This window comes from Bradyrhizobium sp. 22 (assembly GCF_000482425.1).
Classification (GTDB): Bacteria; Pseudomonadota; Alphaproteobacteria; order Rhizobiales; family Xanthobacteraceae; genus Bradyrhizobium; species Bradyrhizobium japonicum_B.
The window spans coordinates 2,063,180-2,082,745 of sequence record NZ_KI519399.1; the positions used below are offsets into that span (position 1 = coordinate 2,063,180).

Sequence of the window (19,566 nt, forward strand, 5' to 3'; positions counted from 1 at the left end):
CGCTTGCGCGTTGCACCTTGTCCGGGACACGGGCTCAAACACAAAGCGTAAAAAGTGCCCCGCCCGGCGGGGGGAAGACCGGGCGGGGCCTGATGTCCGATTGAACTGCTCGCGCCAGCCTGATGTGACGCGCCGGACATCTAGTCGAACTCGGTCCGATGCCGTCTCAGTCCAGCACCTCGACGATGCGGCGCGAACGCGGCTCGACCAGCACGGTCTCGCCGTTCACGACGGTGTAGCGATAGGTGGTGGCGCCGAAACGTTGCGGCACGTCGTAATAGGTGACGCCCGCCTCGGGTAAGGTGGTGCCGACCACGACGCGATCGGGGATGCTGAAGGCCGGCACACGCTGTTCGACGACGTAGTCGCGGAAAGCCGGCCGCTGCTCGACTGCGATGGTTGGGCCGCTGTCGACCACGGCGGGCGCGCGTCCGACGGTGACACTGGTTTGCGCCTGCGCCGCCAGAGGCGAGCCGATCGCGGCCGCGAGCGCTGCAAGAGCAAGAATCCTGTTCCGCATGGACAACTCCTTCGACGTGATGGTTCGGACGCGCAATAGGCGCGACCGGTTGCCAATGCATGCGTGTCGGCAATGTTCCGGGTAAAGCCCTGCCGTATCAGCGGCAATTTCAGGCAGTTTTCGTGGGCGGCGGAACCTGCCTCGCCCGTTGCGCGTCTCTACTCGCGGAACCGGGAGGGCTATGATCCGCCCGCGATTCGCCCCCTCCACAGAAAGATAGTTCATGCACATCACCGTCGCCCACATTTCGCCGATCCTGTCGTTGATTGCGGGTGTGCTCATCCTGATCATGCCGCGGCTGCTGAACCTGATCGTCGCGATCTTCCTGATCGTGAACGGCGCGATCGGGCTCGGGCTCCTGAAGTGGCTCCGCTTCTAGGCGTTCACTTTTCGGAACTGTTCGACTTGCGCGGGCCCGCCCAAAGTGGTGTAAGGCCCGCGATTTCCCATTCCTCTCGCAGGTTGTGTGCAAGCTATGGCCAAAGCCGCCTCGAAGCCTAAAAAAATGCCAGCGAAATCAAAGTCCTCGGCCGCCGCCAAGGCTGCGCCGCCAGCCCGCAAGGCGCTGGCCAAGAGCGCGCCGAAGCCGGTCGCCAAAGCCGTTGCCAAGACCGCTGCAAAGTCCGCTGCCAAGCCGGCGGCCAAGGCCGTGACCAAGGCCGCTCTGCCGAAGGCTGCTGCCAAGCCCGCAGCGAAGAAGGCTGTGCCCGCGAAGGCGGCCCCAAGCGCCGTCAAGGCCGGCAAATGGGTTTACACATTCGGTGACGGCAAGGCCGAAGGCCGGACGGAGATGCGCGACCTGCTCGGCGGCAAGGGCGCCAACCTCGCCGAGATGGCCAATCTCGGCCTGCCCGTGCCTCCCGGCTTCACCATCCCGACTTCGGTCTGCACCTACTTCTACGCCCACGGCAAAACCTACCCGAAGGAATTGCAGGCACAGGTCGAGAAGGCGCTCGACCATGTCGGCAAGCTGGCCGGCAAGATCTTCGGCGACACCAAGAACCCGCTGCTCGTCTCGGTGCGCTCCGGTGCGCGCGCCTCGATGCCGGGCATGATGGACACCGTGCTCAACCTCGGCCTCAACGATCAGACCGTCGAAGCGCTGGCCGAATTGTCGGGCGACCGCCGCTTCGCCTATGACAGCTATCGCCGCTTCATCACCATGTATTCCGACGTGGTGCTCGGCTTCGAGCATCATCACTTCGAGGAGATCCTCGACACCTTCAAGGACAGCCAGGGCTACACGCTCGACACCGATCTGTCCGCCGACGACTGGGTCGAGCTGGTCGGCAAGTACAAGGACGCGGTCGCGCGCGAGACCGGCAAGGACTTCCCGCAGGATCCGCACGACCAGCTCTGGGGTGCGATCGGCGCGGTGTTCTCATCCTGGATGAACGCGCGCGCGGTGACCTACCGCAAGCTGCACGACATCCCGGAATCCTGGGGCACCGCGGTCAACGTGCAGGCCATGGTGTTCGGCAACATGGGCGAGACCTCGGCCACCGGCGTTGCCTTCACCCGCAATCCCTCGACCGGCGAGAGCAAGCTCTACGGCGAGTTCCTGATCAACGCGCAAGGCGAGGACGTGGTGGCGGGCATCCGCACGCCGCAGGACATCACCGAGGAAGCGCGCAAGGAATCGGGCTCCGACAAGGCGTCGATGGAATCGGCGATGCCGGAGGCCTTCAAGGAGCTGACGCGGATCTATACGCTGCTCGAGAAGCACTACCGCGACATGCAGGACATGGAGTTCACGGTCGAGCAGGGCAAGCTCTGGATGCTGCAGACCCGCGGCGGCAAGCGCACCGCGAAAGCCGCGCTGCGCATCGCGGTCGAGCTCGCCAATGAAGGGCTGATCTCGAAGAAGGAAGCGGTGACGCGGATCGATCCGGCTTCGCTCGATCAGCTCTTGCATCCGACCATCGATCCCCACGCCAAGCGCGACGTGATCGCAACCGGCCTGCCGGCTTCGCCGGGAGCAGCCTCCGGCGAGATCGTGTTCTCCTCGGATGAAGCGGCCAAGCTTCAGGCCGACGGGCGCAAGGTGATCCTGGTCCGCATCGAGACCAGCCCGGAAGACATTCACGGCATGCACGCCGCCGAAGGCATCCTGACCACCCGCGGCGGCATGACCTCGCACGCGGCGGTCGTCGCCCGCGGCATGGGCAAGCCCTGCGTCTCCGGCTGCGGCACCATCCGCGTCGATTACGGCCGCGGTACCATGAGCATCGGCTCGCGCACCTTCAAGACCGGCGACGTCATCACCATCGACGGCTCGCTCGGCCAGGTGCTCGCCGGCCGCATGCCGATGATCGAGCCGGAGCTGTCCGGCGAGTTCGGCACGCTGATGAACTGGGCCGATCAGGTCCGCAAGATCGGCGTCCGCGTCAACGGCGATACGCCGGACGACGCGCGCACCGCGATCAAGTTCGGTGCCGAAGGCATCGGTCTCTGCCGCACCGAGCACATGTTCTTCGAAGAGACCCGCATCCGCACGGTGCGCGAGATGATCCTCTCCGAGGACGAGCAGTCCCGCCGCGCCGCGCTCGCCAAGCTGCTGCCGATGCAGCGCGCCGACTTCGTCGAGCTGTTTGAGATCATGAAGGGCCTGCCCGTCACGATCCGGCTTTTGGATCCTCCCCTCCATGAATTCCTGCCGCACACCCATGCCGAGGTCGAGGAAGTGGCGCGAGCCATGAACACCGATCCGCGGCGCCTCGCCGATCGCGCGCGCGAGCTCTCGGAGTTCAATCCGATGCTCGGCTTCCGCGGCTGCCGCATCGCGATCGCCTATCCCGAGATTGCCGAGATGCAGGCGCGGGCGATCTTCGAGGCGGCGGTCGAGGCCGAGAAGCGCACCGGCAAGGCCGTCGGCCTCGAGGTGATGGTGCCGCTGATCGCGACCAAGATGGAGCTCGATCTCGTCAAGGCGCGGATCGATGCCACGGCGCAGGCGGTGATGCGCGAGACCAACACCAAGCTGGCCTATCAGGTCGGCACCATGATCGAGCTGCCGCGCGCCTGCCTGCTCGCGGGCGAGATCGCGCAGTCGGCCGAGTTCTTCTCGTTCGGCACCAACGACCTCACGCAGACCACCTACGGCATCAGCCGCGACGATGCCGCGAGCTTCCTCGGGACCTACGTGTCCAAAGGCATCCTCTCGGTCGATCCCTTCATCGCGCTCGACCAGGAAGGCGTCGGCGAGCTGGTCAAGATCGGCGTCGCGCGCGGCCGCAAGACGCGGGCGAAGCTCAAGGTCGGCATCTGCGGCGAGCACGGCGGCGATCCGGCCTCGGTTGCCTTCTGCCACCATATCGGCCTCGACTACGTCTCCTGCTCACCCTACCGCGTGCCGATCGCGCGCCTTGCCGCCGCACAAGCCGCGCTCGGCAAGGAGATCGCGAGCCAGGCGTAGGTCGAACGCAGATGTAATGCAAAAGAGGCGGGGCCAAAACCCCGCCTCTTTCATTTTGAGCGAGGGTCTCTCCTCTCGTCATTGCGAGGAGCTCGCGACAAAATTGCGTAGCAATTTTGCGCTGATGCGACGAAGCAATCCAGAATCCCTCCGCGGAAAAATTCTGGATTGCTTCGCCGCGCTCGCAATGACGGAGATCGTGGGACGCACTCGCCACATACTCGCTGTCATTGCCCGGCTCGACCGGGCGATCCAGTACGCCGAGGCAGCACTGATTGAATCGAGAAGCCGCGGCGTACTGGATGCCCCGCTTTCGCGGAGCATGACAGCGGCGGTGATGCGAACGCGCTTTGCGCAACAACGGGAACCGCGCGCGCCCCGTACAGCTACGTGCCGTCAAGAGTTCCTTCACCATTCGCGTTGACCTCTTGTTTACCGCTTCACGTGACGAGGAATTTACCAACGCGCAGCATCGCCCCGTGAAAACACCTGTGTTCGCTTGAGTGTGCTGCTCGCGCAACGCCGATTAACGCCCCAGCAACCTAAATTGGATACTTACGATAAAGATCGAATTGCACGGATGTACTGCGGCTCGATTTTTCTGGCGTAAGCGTAGCGTGAGCGTGTTGATGTCAGTGTTGCGTAACCATCCGAAGGGCGCGCGGTTCGCGTCCTTCGGCATCGGTCTCTGCATCTTCGCATTGATGCCGAGAGAGACCGGCTATCAGGACATTGCCTCTTTGCTGGCGCGCCAACCCGGCGTCGCCGAGCGCTGGCAGAAGCAGGTGTTCTCCGCGGCGTCCTCGATCCAGCTCGCCACCTATAGTTTTTCCCGCCCCATCGGCACCTCGGTTCCGCAGAGCGCGATGGTGCGCCTCGCGAGCCTGGACGGCCGCGACGTCACCGGTGCGATCCGCCGCAATCCGGCGCTACAGACCGTGCCGCGCTACCAAGCATCCGACTTTCCCAAGGTCGATCGCTCCATGAAGGGTGATCGCCTCGCAATTGTCACACCGGGCCAGGCTCCAGAGACGGCCGCGCCCGCTGCGGCACCGCCGCAGGAAGATCCCGCGACGTCGAACAGCTCGGTGTTCGGCGCCAAGACCGCCGCCCTGCCACTGCCGATGTCGCCGGAATCCGCGGCCGCGCTCGACCCCGAGCTGCAGGAAGCGCTGCGCGCGCCGCCGCTGTCGCAATACACCAACGCGCCGCAGGCCAGCGACGCCGCGCGCGCGCTCGCGACCGCGCCGCTCGAGGCGCTCAAGCGGACCACAGCGCCGACGACGCCGGTGCGCGATCCCTTCAGCGTCAAGACCTCCAGCCTGTTCTTCGGCAGCTCCTCGCTCGGCGGCAATCTGGAGAGCATCGAGAGCTGGCAGCCCGGCGCCGAGCCGCTGATCGTGATGCCCGATCCCGACATGAAAGCGACGGCCTCGCTGACGCCGCCGACCGTGGAGATCGCCAAGGACATCGAGAGCGGCGAGAGCGTTGCGCCGAAGGGTGAGGTCAATGCCGACAACCAGCGCACGAGGTCGCCGGCGGAGCGGCTCGCGCTCGACGACAAGTCGCGCGCCAAGTCCGAAAAGTGCCTCGCCGAAGCGGTCTATTTCGAATCCCGCGGCGAGGCGGTGCGCGGCCAGATGGCCGTCGCGCAAGTCGTGATGAACCGCGTGTTCTCCGGCAAATATCCGGACACCGTGTGCGGCGCGGTCTATCAGAACAAGCATCGTCATCTCGCCTGCCAGTTCACCTTCGCCTGCGACAACAATACCGACGTGATCCGCGAGCCCGAAATGTGGGAGCGCGCCAAGAAGATCGCCAAGGCCATGCTCGACGGCCAGATCTGGCTGCCCGAGGTCGGCAAGTCCACGCACTATCATGCCTATTGGGTGCGCCCGTCCTGGGTCGCGGAGATGAAGAAGATGTACAAGACCGGCGTGCACACCTTCTACCGCCCGCGCGCCTGGGGCGACGGCAGCGAAGAGCCGAGCTGGGGCACGCCGGCCCAGACCGCCGCGCTCTCCGCCGAGCTCGCCCAGGAAGCCAAGAGCTCCGCCGAGATGGGTGCGAGCGACCGGAGGTAATTGTCCTTTACCTCTTCCCGTAAGAACGGGGAGAGAAGACCGCCTCACGCCTCGATATCCAGCGCGCAGTCGAAATTCGGCGCGGAATGCGTCAGCGCGCCGGCCGAGGCGTAATCGACGCCGGTGGCGGCGATGGCGGCGATCGACTCGAGCGTGACCCCGCCGGACGCCTCCAGCTCGAGGCGGCCCTCGTTGAGCCTGACGGCCTCCCGCAGCGTCGGTAGATCCATGTTGTCGAGCAGCACGGCGTCGGCCAGCCCGGTGTCGAGCACCTCGCGCAATTGCGATAACGTATCGACCTCGATCTCGATCTTGACGAGGTGGCCGGCATGGGCGCGGGCGCGCTCCAGCACCGGACGGATGCCGCCGGCGACCGCGATGTGGTTGTCCTTGATCAGGATCGCATCGTCGAGACCGAAGCGGTGGTTGAAGCCGCCGCCGCAGCGCACCGCGTATTTCTCCAGCGCCCTCAGCCCCGGCGTGGTCTTGCGCGTGCAGCAGATGCGCATCTTCGTGCCTTCGGTGCGCGCGACATAATCCGCCGTCAGCGTCGCGACGCCCGACAGGCGGCCGACGAAGTTCAGCGCGGTTCGCTCCGCGGTGAGGATGGCGCGCGCGGGGCCCGAGATCGTCAGCACCTGCTGTCCGCGGGCGACGCGTGCGGCGTCACGGACATGGGCGCGTACCTCGATGTCGGCCGAGAGCTTCTGCAGCGTCGCGAGCGCGAGCGGCAGGCCGGCGATCACGCCGGACTGGCGCGCCACCAGGACCGCCTGGGCTCTGGTCGCTTCCGGGATCGTCGCAAGCGAGGTGATGTCGCCGGCGCGGCCGAGGTCCTCGTCGAGCGCGCGCTGCACGGCCGCGTCGATTGCGAGCGGCGAGAGGAAGGCATCGGGATAGAGCAGTGAGGTCGGGGTCATCGGGGCTTCCTTCAGGCAATCAGGGGTTGGGCGCCGCGCGGGACTAGCCGCTCGCTCAGGTTCTCGGCGGCCTCGCGCATCGCGGCGAGGGTGGTCATCGTCCGCTGCGCCAGCGCGGGCACCTCCGCCGGGTGGTCGATGCGAAAATGCGCGCCGCGGCTTTCGCGCCGGCTCCACGCCGAGGCGGCGACAAGCAGGGCCGTCGTCGCCATGTTGCGCAGCGTGGTGCTCGTGGTCTCGCGTTCGAGCGCGGCGAAGTGGCGCACGGCTTCCACCAGGCCGTCATCGTCGCGCATCACGCCGACGCAGGAGCTCATCGTCGCCCGCAGCCGCCGCACGGCCGCGGCATCCGGCGCGCCGCGCGGTGCCACCAATGCATCGGGAAGGCGGGCAGGGGAGGGAAGAACTCGGCCGGCGATGTCGTCGGCGATGCGCGCGGCATAGACCACCGCCTCCAGCAGCGAATTGGAGGCCAGCCGGTTGGCGCCGTGCGCGCCGGTCGACGACACCTCGCCGCCGGCTCAGAGCCCGTCGATCGAGCTGCGGCCGCGCCCGTCCACCGCGATGCCACCCATATGGTAGTGCGCGGCGGGCGCGACCGGGATGGCCTGCCTCGCCGGATCGATGCCGGCGGCGATGCAGCTCGCATGCACGGTCGGAAATCTGTCGGCGAAGCGCGCGCCGAGCGCCGTCCGTGCATCGAGGAAGGCGCCGCGCCCGGCCGCGATCTCGGCGAACACGCCGCGGGCCACGATGTCGCGTGGCGCGAGCTCCGCGAGCGGATGGCGCGCCGCCATGAAGCGCTCGCCGTTGCCGTTGATCAGCGTCGCGCCTTCGCCGCGCAGGGCTTCGGTGGCGAGTGGTGCCGGATCGCCTCCGGCCATGATGGCAGTCGGGTGGAACTGGACGAATTCGGGGTCGGCGATCACGGCACCGGCGCGGGCCGCGATGGCAAGGCCCGAGCCGCTGGCTTCGAGCGGATTGGTGGTGACGGCATAGAGGTGTCCGATCCCGCCGGTGGCAAGCACCATTGCGCGCGCGGCGAGCAGGAGCGGCCGTGCGATGGGATTGCCGGCTTCGCGCAACTGAAGCCCGGTGACGGCGCCATCTTCGGTCAAGAGGGCTTCGGCGACGAGGCCTTCGATGACGCGGATCGACGGCGTCCGGCGCACCGCATCGCTCAAGGCCGCGATGATCGCGGCGCCCGCCCCGTCGCCGCGCACATGCACGATGCGCCGGGCCGAGTGCGCAGCTTCCCGCCCGACCGCAAGCTTTCCTTCGAGATCGCGATCGAACGGCACGCCATAGGCGAGCAGGTCGTGGATGCGCGGCGCCGCCTCGCGGGCGATCCCAAGCGCGACCGCCTCGTCGACGAGGCCGCCACCGACCGCGATCGTGTCGGCAGCATGCGCCTCCGGCGTGTCGCCCTCGGCCACCGCGGCGGCGATGCCGCCCTGCGCCCATGCGGATGAGGCGCCCTGTCCGAGCGGTGCTGCCGAGATCAGCGTCACCGGACGCGGCGCGAGCTTGAGCGCGCAGAAGAGTCCGGCAAGACCGCCGCCGACGATGACGATTTCGTCGGTGCGGATGAGGTCGTGGATGTTGTTGGTCATCGTTCTCTCCATTCACTCCGCCGTCGTCCCTGCGTTCGCAGGGACGACGGCGGTGTTTGTCGCTACAGGTTGCCCTCAATTCTTCAGATTGATCATCCGCTCGACCGAACGCCTTGCCCTCTCCGCGAGCGCGGGATCGATCGTCACCTCCTCACGGAACGTCAGCAGGCTGTCCAGGATGTTGGCGAGCGTGATGCGCTTCATATGCGGGCAGAGATTGCAGGGGCGCAGCATCTCCACGTCGGGCAGCTCGGCGCGCACATTGTCGGCCATCGAGCATTCCGTGATCATCACCAGCCGCCGCGGCCGCCGCTCACGCACCCAGTTGATCATGTGCGCGGTCGAGCCGGTGAAGTCGGCTTCCGCCAGCACGTCCGGCGGACATTCGGGATGCGCGATGATCTGCACCGAGGGATCGGCCTCGCGGAAAGCGCGCAGCTCTTCGCCCTTGAAACGCTCGTGCACTTCGCAGGCGCCCTTCCAGGCGATGATTTTCACGTCGGTCTTCGAGGCCACGTAAGTTGCGAGGTAGCGATCGGGCAGGAAGATCACGCTTGGAGCGCCAAGGCTCTCGACCACCTGCACCGCGTTCGACGAGGTGCAGCAGATGTCGACCTCGGCCTTCACCTCGGCCGAGGTGTTGACGTAAGCGACGACCGGCACACCGGGAAATCTCTCGCGCAGCAGGCGGACGTCGGCGCCGGTGATGCTGGCGGCGAGCGAGCAGCCGGCGCGTGCGTCGGGGATCAGCACCGTCTTGTCGGGGTTGAGCAGTTTCGAGGTCTCCGCCATGAAATGCACGCCGCATTGGACGATGATGCCGGCCTTCACCTTGGTGGCTTCGACAGCGAGCTGCAGCGAATCGCCGCCGATATCGGCGACGCAGTGGAAGATCTCGGGGGACTGGTAATTGTGCGCGAGGATCACCGCGCCGCGGGCGCGCTTCAGCTCGTTGATCGCCAGGATCGTCGGCGCCATCAGCGGCCACTCGATCGGCGGGATGACATGATTCACGCGCTCATAGAGCGGCGCAGTGGCGCGGGCGACCCCCGGCGTCCATGTCAGCGAGGGCGTCGGCAGCCTGGCTTCCGTTCGGGCGGGTGCAGCCCGGGGGAAGGCGCTGACTTGGCCCTGGGGCCGGTTGGCAAAATCGTCGGGACCGTAAATTCCAGCGATCGGCATCGAAGCCTCCCTTGCAGAGTAATTATGCTCAAATTGAGTATATATGAGGTCCGAAAATGCCGGCCGAGAGGCCAGCGCGGATGTCTTCGGACTGTATATACTCATTATGAGCAAATCTAACATAACATGCTCTACCGGGGATTGCCAGATCCAGCCGCACACATTTCCGTCAGGGTCCGGAGGGTCAGGTGAGGCCACATTGAAATGCAAGGCTCCCGCGGCAGCTCCTCGTGGAATGCAACCGTTTTTGACTTGGGATTTTCATGCAAGTGCATTAAATGGCACGTTCGCGGCGGCCGCTTCGCCACTCCGCCAATGACAAACGAGGAGCACCATGTCGACATCAGTGAGCGAACTTGCTCCGGCCCCACGTTCCTCCAACTGGCGCACCCCGGCCATCATCATTCTGTGCGGCTGTGCGATCGGCATGCTCGGCTTCGGTCCGCGCTCCGCGCTCGGCTTCTTCGTGCAGCCGATGAGCCACGAATTCTCCTGGGGCCGCGACGTGTTTGGCCTCGCGATCGCCGTGCAGAACCTGCTGTGGGGTCTGGGCCAGCCCTTCGCTGGAGCCGTGGCCGATCGCTTCGGCCTGTTCCGGGTGATGTGCGTCGGCGCGCTGCTCTATGCCGGCGGGCTGCTCCTGATGCGTTATTCCTCGACGCCGCTGTCACTCAACATGGGGGCCGGCGTGATGATCGGCTTAGGTCTGGCCGGCTGCTCGTTCAACCTGGTGCTGTCGGCCTTCACCAAGCTCTTGCCCGCGGAGAAGCGCGGCATTGCGCTCGGCGCCGGCACCGCCGCGGGCTCGTTCGGGCAGTTCCTGTTCGCGCCGATCGGCGTCGCGCTGATCGACAATTTCGGCTGGCAGCAGGCGCTCTCGGTGTTCGGCTTCCTGATGCTGCTGATCATCCCGCTGTCGTTGGCGCTCTCGACGCCGCCTGTCGCAAACACGGCCAATACGGCGCCTGCCGATGAGCAGACCATTACAAAGGCGCTCGCGGAGGCCTTCGGGCACCGCTCCTATGTGCTGCTGGTGCTCGGCTTCTTCACCTGCGGCTTCCAGCTCGCCTTCATCACCGTGCATCTGCCGGCCTTCCTGGTCGATCGCGGCATCTCCGCGCAGACCGGCGGCTGGGTGATCGCGGCGATCGGCCTGTTCAACATCGCCGGCTCGCTCAGCGTCGGCTATCTCCAGAACTCACTGCCCAAGCGCTACATCCTCTCGACCATCTACTTCACGCGCGCGCTGGCGACACTCGCCTTCATCTCGTTCCCGATCACGCCGTTCTCGGCGATTGCGTTCGGTGCGATCTCCGGCCTGACCTGGCTCTCCACAGTGCCGCCGACCTCGGCGCTGGTGGCGCTGATGTTCGGCACGCGCTGGCTTGCCACGCTCTACGGCTTCGCCTTCGTCAGCCATCAGGTCGGTGGCTTCCTCGGCGTCTGGCTCGGGGGCATCGTGTTCGAGAAATTCGGTTCCTACACGCCGATCTGGTGGCTCTCGATCCTGTTCGGCGTGCTCTCCGCGCTGATCAATCTTCCGATCGTGGAGAAACCGGTGGCCCGGGCGGTTGCGCAGCCCGCCTGATCGGCTAAACATCCCGGACAGACAAGTCAGGGAGTTCAGTCGTGGCCACATTCAAGGCGATCCGGATCGACAAGGCGGACAAGGGCACAATTGCCGCGCTCACGCAGTTCGATGAAGCCGAGCTGATGGACGGCGATGTCACCGTCCGGGTCGAATGGTCGACGCTGAACTACAAGGACGGCCTTGCGCTCACCGGCAAGGCGCCCGTGGTCCGCCGCTTCCCGATGATCGCCGGCATCGACTTCGCCGGTACGGTCGAGGCCTCCTCGCATCCGCAGTGGAAGGCCGGCGACAAGGTGGTCTGCACCGGATGGGGCATGGGCGAGACCCATCTCGGCGCCTATGCCGAGAAGGCGCGGGTGAAGGGCGACTGGCTGGTCGCCTTGCCGGAGGGGCTCTCGGCGCGCGATGCCATGGCGATCGGCACCGCCGGGTTCACCGCGATGCTCGCGGTGCTGGCACTGGAGAAGCACGGTTTGTCGCCGAAGAGCGGCCCGGTGGTGGTGACCGGTGCCGCCGGCGGCGTCGGCTCGGTTGCGATCGCCGTGCTTTCGAAGCTCGGATACCACGTCATCGCCTCGACCGGCCGGGCCTCTGAGGCCGACTATCTGAAGCACCTGGGCGCTGCCGAAATCATCGACCGTAACGAACTGTCCGGTTCGGCCAAACCTCTCGCCAAGGAGCGCTGGGCCGGTGGCGTCGACAGCGTCGGCTCGACCACCCTCGCCAATCTGCTCTCGATGACGCGATACGGCGGAGCGATCGCGGCGTGCGGCCTGGCGGCGGGCATGGACCTGCCGTCCTCGGTGGCACCGTTTATTTTGCGCGGAGTGTGCCTTCTCGGCATCGATTCGGTGATGTGTCCGATCGAGCCCAGAAAGGCCGCCTGGCAGCGCCTCGCATCCGATCTCGATCGGACAAAACTAGCTGAAATCACTAAGGAAATTTCGCTTGCCGAGGTTTCGGATTGGGGCGCCAAGATCCTGGCCGGTGCGGTGCGCGGCCGTATCGTGGTAAAAATTGTCTAACGGCGTTCAGACTTTACCAACCAAGCTGCTTCAATGTCGCCATGGTTCGTATGGTAAGCAGCGGGTAAAGAGATAAGGCATCGCCCGCTGCGGGGTTGGGTTCGGAGTTGAGCATGCTTGCGCGTTTTGTGTTGGGGGCTGTCACGGCGGCAGCAACGTTTGCGCCGGCCGTTGCCGGAAGCATGAACGCCGACGAGGCGCGCCGCTTCGTCGCCGGCAAAGTGTTTGCCTTCACCTGTTTCGACGGCACCCGCGGTGCAGGCCGCATCCTCGACGATCTCGGCGCCGCTGGTGCGGTGCAGTTCTCGGGCGCGGGCCCGGTCAAGCACCTCCGCCTGCCCGGCAATACGCTCCAGATCCGCGGCCAGAATGTCTGCGCCTCGATCAAGGGGATTCCGTTCGAGCCCTGTTTCAACCTGGAAAAGACCGACGATCGCAGCTTCCGCGGCTCCGTGTCGGGCATGGGCTTCGCCTATTGCGACTTCCGTCACCAGGGCGGCAACCAGATGCTGATGGCCCGCGCTGCGGCGCGCCCGCGCTCGCTGCACAGGCCGGAGCACACCGGTTCGGTCAGCCCGGCCAACACCGAGGTCGCCGCGCGCGTGGAGACGCCGCGGGTCGAGAGCAGCCGGCTCGAGCCGGTGAAGGCGGAGGCCAAGGCCGAAGTGAGGTCCGAGCCCGCCAAGAACGAGGCCCCGCTGGAGCTGCGCCGCTCGACGCAGTGAGACGGCCCGGCGGGACTCCCGCACACTTTGTCGACAAAGATCTCCATCGAACATGAAGCCGCCGCGCCGTAGTCATACGGACGGCGGCTTTCATGCGTTGGTAGCGGTTCGCGCTTCAGTTTGCGTCCGGCCGGGGGGCGCGGCCCGATAAAAGGGTTCAACGATGTCGCTGTACTTTTTCCGCATCAGTACCGGTCGCTATTCCGGCGCCGCCGACCAGCCATATGAGTTCGAGGATCGCGCGGCCGCCTGGACCGAGATGACGGAGGTCTGCGCCAATCTGCTCGGCGGCATCGCGCGCAGCCTGAAGCCGAACGCCGAGTGGTGCATGGAGCTGCTCGACGAGAACAGGCAGCCGGTCTTTCGAATCAGCCTCGTCGGCGAGACGATCGGATGCAAGGCGTCCTGAACCCGATCTCCAGTTGCAATTGACAACCAGGGCGAGAGACATCTTCCCCGCGCTCAACCGCTTGGGCGTAAAGATCAATATTACTGCGAGGGACGTGGTTAACCAAATCGGAATGTGAGGCGCTCAATTTTTGGGCAAGGGCGCAATCAACGCCAAGGCTAGCCGGCAATGACTCGGCTGCGCATTTCCTTTGGGGGAAACCTGCTGATGTTGAGCCTCATTCAGAATTTGAAGATCGGGACCAAGCTGGCGATCGCATCGGCGCTCGGGGTGCTCCTGGTTGGAGCCATGATCGCAAGCCAGATGCTCGGTAACGCGGGCATGCGCGAGAGCAGCGAGAGCGCACTTGCGCAGCAGCAGATCGCGCGCACCGCAGTCAAGGCCGAGGCCGCAGTTCGCGGCATGCAGCTCGCGGTACGCGACCTTCGTCTCGCCAATAGCCCGGCCGACATTCAAAAGGCCACCACGAGCCTAGGCGACCAGCAGAAATCGACGAACCTGCTGGTTGATCAGATGCTGAAGCTTTCTCAAGAGCCCGAGAATCGCGCTCGGATGGAGAAACTGAGATCGCTGGCCGCGAATTACGCAAAGGCCGCGCAGCAGATCGCGGGCGTACGCGGCGAAGCCCTGGCCGCCAGCGGTGCAGACGGCGCGGCGCGCGCTGCGAAGCTCAATGAAGACGCTATACGCATCGCGCGCGAGGTGACCCTACCGATTGCCGCCGAACTCGATGTGCTGATCGGTCAAATCGCCGACTACGCCAGCCGCAAATCCGAGGAGAAGAATGCTGCGTCCGCTGCCCAGATGAAATCGAGCGAGCAGCTTGCGATCCTGGTCGGCGCACTCGCCATGCTCGTCCTCGTCGGCTCCTGGCTGATGTCGTTCGTGACCATCGCCCGCCCCATTCGGGCGCTCACCGTGGCCATGGAAAGGCTCGCCGGCGGCGATTTCTCGGTGGTGCTGCCCGGGCTCGGCCGCAAGGACGAGGTCGGCGGCGTCGCTGCGGCCGTCGAGAAATTCAAGATCGTCTCGGAACAGAAGGCGCGCGAAGAGGCCGAGGCCAAGATCAGGCAGGATCAGATCGCGGCCGCGCAGCGCAAGGCCGAGATGCACAAGCTCGCTGACGGCTTCGAAGCCGCGATCGGCGAGATCGTCGATACCGTGTCCTCGGCCGCGACCGAACTGGAAGCCTCGGCCTCGACGCTCACATCGACCGCGGCGCGTGGCCAGCAGCTCACCACCATGGTTGCTTCGGCCTCCGAGGAAGCGTCCACCAACGTACAGTCGGTGGCCTCGGCGACCGAAGAGCTATCGTCGTCGATTACCGAGATCAGCCGCCAGGTGCAGGAATCCGCTCGCGTCGCGGGCGAAGCGGTGAGCCAGGCCCGCACCACGACCGACCGCGTCGGGGAGCTCTCCGCCGCTGCGGCGCGGATCGGCGACGTGGTCGAGCTCATCAACACCATCGCCGGTCAGACCAATCTCCTGGCGCTCAATGCAACCATCGAGGCCGCGCGCGCCGGCGAGGCCGGCCGCGGCTTTGCCGTCGTCGCCTCCGAAGTCAAGGCGCTGGCGGAGCAGACCGCGAAGGCGACCGGCGAGATCGGCCAGCAGATCGCCAGCATCCAGACCGCCACCGAGCATTCCGTCGGCGCGATCAAGGACATCAGTCACACCATCGAAAAACTGTCGGAGATTTCCTCGACGATCGCGGCTGCCGTCGAAGAGCAGGGCGCGGCGACGCAGGAGATTTCCCGCAACGTGCAGCAGGCGGCGGCAGGCACCCATCAGGTGTCGTCCAACATCACCGACGTGCAGCACGGCGCGAGCGAGACCGGATCGGCCTCCTCGCAGGTGCTGTCCGCCGCCCAGATGCTGTCCGGCGACAGCAACCGCCTCAAGCTCGAGGTCGAGAAGTTTCTCCGTACCGTACGCGCCGCCTGACGGCGATATTTCTCGACAGGCCTGCCTGCAACCGCCGCGCGTGACTGCGCGGCGGTTGCAGGCGTTCGGATGTCCACGCCGCGATCCCGCACTCACGGTTAACCTTCCGGAAAAGCGACGCAGTCATGATGCCCGCAATTTCCCGGGCCCTGAGTCGCCCTTCGCGTATTGCGTCTCAATCGTTGGAGCACATTCATGAGTGGCATTTCCATTCGTCTTACTCACAAGGTCATGGCGATCGGACTGTTCGGCCTCGTCGGGCTCGTCGCATTCGGCGCGATCTACGAGATTGGCAGTCTCTCCCAGGACACGTCCCGCGACGCTGCAGAGGACGCGCGCAGGATGTCCGACCTGAACCAACGGGTTTCCCAGCAGATGCTCGAAGCGCGCCGAGCCGAGAAGGATTTCCAGCTCCGTCGCGATCAGGCCTACACCAAACGTCACGCCGAACTTGCGTCCGAGATCGTCCGCAACCTCGACAGCCTGGGCAATGCGACGCGTGCGGCGGGATACGCGGATATAGGGGAGAAGGTGTCGCAGGCTCGCGCCGGGTTCGAAAGATACGTGAAGGAGTTTGCGGCCCTCGAGAAGGCCGAGGTCAAGCTTGGGTTGAACGAAACCCTGGGCCTGTCAGGTTCGCTGCGTTCCGCGGTCCACGACATCGAGACCAAGCTCAAGGAAGTCGACGACCCCAGGCTCACCAGCGGCATGTTGATGATGCGCCGCCACGAGAAGGACTTCATGCTGCGCCGGGACGGGAAATATCTCGAGGCGCACAAGAAGACCGCCGCGGAGTTCGCCAAGCACGTCGAGGCACCGACGATTCCTTCGGCGCTCAAGGCGGACATCGGCAAGAAGCTCGCCAAGTACGAGGCTGACTTCATGGCATGGGCAGCCGGCGCGCAGGACCTGGCCGCGCACGGCTCTGCAATGTCCAAGGAATTCCGCACGATCGAACCGGTCCTCGAAGATATCGAAAAGAACGTCGGGCAGCGCTATGTCACGGCGCAGGCCGCCGAAGCATCGACGCGAGCCTCGATCAAGCTATGGATGTGGGTCGCGCTCGGATGCTCGATCCTGCTGGTGGGAGGTGTGGCCTTCTTCGTCGGCCGCTCGATCTCGACCGCATTGATCACCATGGTACGGGCGATGACCGGCCTGGCGAATGGCGACACCTCCGTCGTGATTCCCGGCCTCGGCCGCAAGGACGAGATCGGCGAGATGGCAGGCGCCGTCGCGGTCTTCAAGACCAACATGGGGGAGGCGGAGCGGCTCCGCGCCGAGCAGGCCGAGGCGGATGCGCGCGTCCGGCAGCAGCGCAAGGCCGACATGCAGCGGCTCGCCGATACGTTCGAGGGTGCTGTCGGTGAGATCATCGAGACGGTGTCTTCGGCGGCGACCGAACTCGAGGCGTCGTCGAACACGCTGACCCACACCGCCGAGCGCGGCAACGGGCTTGCCACCGCCGTGGCGGCGGCCTCGGAGGAGGCGTCGGCCAACGTGCAGTCGGTGTCGTCCGCGAGCGAGGAGTTGACCTCTTCCGTCACCGAGATCGGCCGTCAGGTGCAGGAATCCGCGCGCGTCGCCGATATCGCCGTCGAGCAGGCCCAGCGCACCAATTCGCGGGTCGCCGAGCTGACCAAAGCCGCCTCCCGCATCGGCGACGTGGTCGAGCTGATCAACACCATCGCCGCGCAGACCAATCTCCTGGCCCTCAACGCGACGATCGAGGCGGCGCGGGCGGGCGAGGCCGGCAAGGGCTTTGCGGTGGTCGCGACTGAAGTGAAAGCGCTCGCCGAGCAGACCGCGAAAGCGACCGGCGAGATCGGTCAGCACATCGGCGCGATCCAGGCTGCGACGGAAGAGTCCGTCGGCGCAATCAAGGAGATCGGCGACACCATCGCGAAGATGTCGGAGATCTCGTCGACCATCGCAGCCGCGGTGGAGGAGCAGGGCGCCGCCACGCAGGAGATTTCGCGCAACATCCAGCACGCCGCGCAGGGGACCTCCGCCGTCTCGTCGAACATCGCCGAGGTCCAGCGCGGCGCCGGCGAGACCGGAGCCGCCTCGGCGCAGGTGCATTCGGCCGCGAAGTCGCTGTCGCAGGAGAGCAACCGGCTCAAGAGCGAGGTCGCGCACTTCCTGGAGACGGTGCGGGCGGCCTGAGCCGCCGGCCATCCTTGCTCGAAACAGCCGGGGCGGTGCCGTGGTATGGCGCTGCGCGATCGCTGCCGTCCCGCAGCAGATGATCGCGGAACATATAAAGGCGGCACTGCCGATTTCCGTAATTCAACGTAGCTTCCTGTTAACGCCTGTTTGCAATTATGGGCGCAATCTTACGGGATAAGAACCAGCCAGCATTGTTGAACTGACCTCCGCTCGGTCGTCCATCGGGACGCTGTGGCGCAGGTGACGTGCGCGTTGCCAGGCTTCGTTAGGATTTGTGTGATGTCGAAATTGTCGATCGTTTTCAAGCTCTTGACCGTGTTGTCGGTTCTCGTTCTCTCGCTCGCCGGCGTCGGCGTGACGGCGATCGGCACCATGCAGAACATCAACGCCCACACGGTCGAGATCGCGGAGAGCTGGCTGCCGAGCGTGCGCGCGCTCGGCTCCATGCGCGCCGACATCAACGAGCTGCGTGTCGTCCTGCGCCTGCACCTGATGCAGGAGAGCATTGAAGGCAAGGACGCCGCCGAGAAGCGCATGGCCCCGCTACGCGAGCGCATCGAGAAGACGCGCAAGGTCTACGAAGGCCTGATTACGCTGCCGGAGGAACGCCGGATCTATGAACAATGGACCAAGGCCTGGGCCGAGTACCTGAACGGGGTTCAGGAGACGATGGCGCTGTCGCGCAAGAGCCCCGGCCGTTTTCCGACGGAGGCCAACGAGCTGTTGCAGACCAAGGTCGCGAAGATGGCTCAGGCGGCGGATCCTCTGCTGCTGAAGAGCATCGAGCTCAACAATAGCGGCGCCGAAGCGGAAACGAAGCAGGCGGCCGACAGCTACGCCACCATCTTCCGTGTGCTTGTCGGCATTATCGTTGCAGCCGTCGTGATCGCGATCGGCGCCGCCTATTATCTCGTGCGTGACGTCTCGCGCGGCATCGCCTCGATCATCCGTCCGATGCAATCGCTCGGCGAGGGCGACCTCTCGGCCGAGGTGCCGCATCGCGGCGAGAAGACCGAGATCGGTTCGATGGCGGACGCGCTGCAGATCTTCAAGGAGGCGCTGATCGCCAAGAAGGCCGCTGATGAGGCTGCCGCGCGCGACGCCGAGGCCAAGATCGAGCGCGGCCGCCGCGTCGATGCCATCACGCGCAATTTCGAGGTCATGATCGGTGAGGTCGTCGAGACGGTGTCGTCGGCCTCGACCGAGCTCGAGGCTTCCGCGGCCACGCTGAGCGGTACGGCGCAGCGCGGCCAGCAGCTCGCAACCGTCGTTGCGGCTGCGTCCGAGGAAGCCTCCACCAACGTCCAGGCCGTGGCGTCCGCCTCGGAAGAGCTGTCGTCCTCCATCACCGAGATCAGCCGTCGCGTGCAGGATTCGGCGCGGATGGCTGCGGAAGCCGTCGAGCAGGCGGCGCGGACCAACGACCGCGTCAACGCGCTGTCGCAGGCGGCCTCCCGCATCGGCGACGTGGTCGAGCTCATCAACACCATCGCGGGCCAGACCAACCTCCTGGCGCTGAATGCGACCATCGAGGCAGCGCGCGCCGGCGAAGCCGGCCGCGGCTTTGCCGTCGTCGCATCCGAGGTCAAGGCGCTGGCCGAGCAGACCGCGAAGGCGACCGGCGAGATCGGCGCGCAGGTCGCGGGGATTCAGACCGCGACGCAGGAATCCGTCAGCGCCATCCAGGAGATCGGCGGCACCATCGAGCGATTGTCCGAGGTGGCCTCGGCCATCGCCGCCGCCGTCGAGGAGCAGGGCGCCGCCACGCAGGAGATCTCGCGCAACGTCCAGCAGGCCGCCCTCGGCACCCAGGAGGTCTCCTCCAACATCACCAACGTGCAGCGCGGCGCGATCGACACCGGCTCGGCCTCGGGCGAGGTGCTTTCGGCCGCGAAGTCGCTGGCGACCGACAGCACCCGCCTGAAGGTCGAGGTCGCGCAGTTCCTGGAATCGGTCCGCGCGGCCTGAA

At 65.8% G+C, this 19,566-nt stretch carries 13 protein-coding genes and 1 pseudogene; 10 read left to right on the forward strand and 4 right to left on the reverse strand.

The genetic code is table 11. From position 1 onward, the window contains the following. Positions 1-166: 166 nt before the first annotated feature. Positions 167-520 (reverse strand): DUF1236 domain-containing protein, encoded by a 354-nt coding sequence (locus K410_RS0111070; RefSeq protein ID WP_028134910.1) that lies wholly within the window; start codon positions 518-520, stop codon positions 167-169. A gap of 223 nt (positions 521-743) precedes the next feature. Between K410_RS0111070 and K410_RS38425 the strand changes: the two genes are divergently transcribed. From K410_RS38425 to K410_RS0111085, 3 genes are all read left to right on the forward strand, one after another. After that, positions 744-899 carry a DUF3096 domain-containing protein gene (locus K410_RS38425; protein ID WP_008562090.1) on the forward strand — a complete coding sequence of 52 codons (156 nt, stop codon included), beginning with the start codon at positions 744-746 and terminating at the stop codon, positions 897-899. Positions 900-995: 96 nt separating this feature from the next. Continuing rightward, positions 996-3,935: a pyruvate, phosphate dikinase gene (gene ppdK / locus K410_RS0111080; RefSeq protein WP_028134911.1), complete on the forward strand. Its 2,940-nt coding sequence runs from the start codon at positions 996-998 to the stop codon at positions 3,933-3,935. 629 nt (positions 3,936-4,564) lie between these two features. Beyond that, the gene (locus K410_RS0111085) at positions 4,565-6,019 is read left to right on the forward strand and encodes a cell wall hydrolase (RefSeq protein ID WP_028134912.1); all 1,455 of its coding nucleotides are present in this window, start codon (positions 4,565-4,567) and stop codon (positions 6,017-6,019) included. Between the two features lie 44 nt (positions 6,020-6,063). Here the strand turns inward: K410_RS0111085 and nadC are convergent, their stop codons facing one another. The 3 genes and pseudogenes from nadC to nadA form a co-directional block, all read right to left on the reverse strand. Next, complete coding sequence (nadC, locus tag K410_RS0111090; protein ID WP_028134913.1) at positions 6,064-6,939, reverse strand: carboxylating nicotinate-nucleotide diphosphorylase; 876 nt, start codon at positions 6,937-6,939, stop codon at positions 6,064-6,066. 11 nt (positions 6,940-6,950) lie between these two features. Next, positions 6,951-8,552 (reverse strand): annotated as a pseudogene (locus K410_RS0111095) (L-aspartate oxidase). Positions 8,553-8,627: 75 nt separating this feature from the next. After that, a complete protein-coding gene (gene nadA / locus K410_RS0111100) occupies positions 8,628-9,734 on the reverse strand; it encodes a quinolinate synthase NadA (protein WP_028134914.1) in 1,107 nt (368 codons plus the stop codon). 334 nt (positions 9,735-10,068) lie between these two features. Between nadA and K410_RS0111105 the strand changes: the two genes are divergently transcribed. The 7 genes from K410_RS0111105 to K410_RS0111135 all read left to right on the forward strand — a co-directional run bounded on the left by K410_RS0111105 (position 10,069) and on the right by K410_RS0111135 (position 19,565). Beyond that, a complete protein-coding gene (locus tag K410_RS0111105) occupies positions 10,069-11,322 on the forward strand; it encodes an MFS transporter (RefSeq protein WP_028134915.1) in 1,254 nt (417 codons plus the stop codon). Positions 11,323-11,363: 41 nt separating this feature from the next. Continuing rightward, positions 11,364-12,350 carry an acrylyl-CoA reductase (NADPH) gene (gene acuI / locus K410_RS0111110; protein ID WP_028134916.1) on the forward strand — a complete coding sequence of 329 codons (987 nt, stop codon included), beginning with the start codon at positions 11,364-11,366 and terminating at the stop codon, positions 12,348-12,350. A gap of 113 nt (positions 12,351-12,463) precedes the next feature. Beyond that, positions 12,464-13,075, forward strand: coding sequence for a hypothetical protein (locus K410_RS0111115; RefSeq protein WP_028134917.1), 612 nt, complete (start codon positions 12,464-12,466; stop codon positions 13,073-13,075). Positions 13,076-13,238: 163 nt separating this feature from the next. Next, complete coding sequence (locus K410_RS0111120) at positions 13,239-13,484, forward strand: DUF6894 family protein (RefSeq protein WP_028134918.1); 246 nt, start codon at positions 13,239-13,241, stop codon at positions 13,482-13,484. A 207-nt stretch (positions 13,485-13,691) separates the two neighbouring features. Beyond that, positions 13,692-15,428, forward strand: coding sequence for a methyl-accepting chemotaxis protein (locus tag K410_RS0111125; protein WP_028134919.1), 1,737 nt, complete (start codon positions 13,692-13,694; stop codon positions 15,426-15,428). A 195-nt stretch (positions 15,429-15,623) separates the two neighbouring features. After that, positions 15,624-17,594: a methyl-accepting chemotaxis protein gene (locus tag K410_RS0111130; protein WP_028134920.1), complete on the forward strand. Its 1,971-nt coding sequence runs from the start codon at positions 15,624-15,626 to the stop codon at positions 17,592-17,594. 282 nt (positions 17,595-17,876) lie between these two features. Continuing rightward, positions 17,877-19,565: a methyl-accepting chemotaxis protein gene (locus K410_RS0111135; protein WP_028134921.1), complete on the forward strand. Its 1,689-nt coding sequence runs from the start codon at positions 17,877-17,879 to the stop codon at positions 19,563-19,565. Position 19,566 lies beyond the last annotated feature (1 nt).

Excerpts from the sequence above, each read along its gene's own strand:
- K410_RS0111070 (WP_028134910.1), bottom strand. The coding sequence starts at position 520 with ATGCGGAACAGGATTCTTGCTCTTGCAGCGCTCGCGGCCGCGATCGGC.
- K410_RS38425 (WP_008562090.1), top strand. The coding sequence starts at position 744 with ATGCACATCACCGTCGCCCACATTTCGCCGATCCTGTCGTTGATTGCG.
- ppdK (WP_028134911.1), top strand. The coding sequence starts at position 996 with ATGGCCAAAGCCGCCTCGAAGCCTAAAAAAATGCCAGCGAAATCAAAG.
- K410_RS0111085 (WP_028134912.1), top strand. The coding sequence starts at position 4,565 with ATGTCAGTGTTGCGTAACCATCCGAAGGGCGCGCGGTTCGCGTCCTTC.
- nadC (WP_028134913.1), bottom strand. The coding sequence starts at position 6,939 with ATGACCCCGACCTCACTGCTCTATCCCGATGCCTTCCTCTCGCCGCTC.
- nadA (WP_028134914.1), bottom strand. The coding sequence starts at position 9,734 with ATGCCGATCGCTGGAATTTACGGTCCCGACGATTTTGCCAACCGGCCC.
- K410_RS0111105 (WP_028134915.1), top strand. The coding sequence starts at position 10,069 with ATGTCGACATCAGTGAGCGAACTTGCTCCGGCCCCACGTTCCTCCAAC.
- K410_RS0111115 (WP_028134917.1), top strand. The coding sequence starts at position 12,464 with ATGCTTGCGCGTTTTGTGTTGGGGGCTGTCACGGCGGCAGCAACGTTT.
- K410_RS0111120 (WP_028134918.1), top strand. The coding sequence starts at position 13,239 with ATGTCGCTGTACTTTTTCCGCATCAGTACCGGTCGCTATTCCGGCGCC.
- K410_RS0111125 (WP_028134919.1), top strand. The coding sequence starts at position 13,692 with ATGTTGAGCCTCATTCAGAATTTGAAGATCGGGACCAAGCTGGCGATC.
- K410_RS0111130 (WP_028134920.1), top strand. The coding sequence starts at position 15,624 with ATGAGTGGCATTTCCATTCGTCTTACTCACAAGGTCATGGCGATCGGA.
- K410_RS0111135 (WP_028134921.1), top strand. The coding sequence starts at position 17,877 with ATGTCGAAATTGTCGATCGTTTTCAAGCTCTTGACCGTGTTGTCGGTT.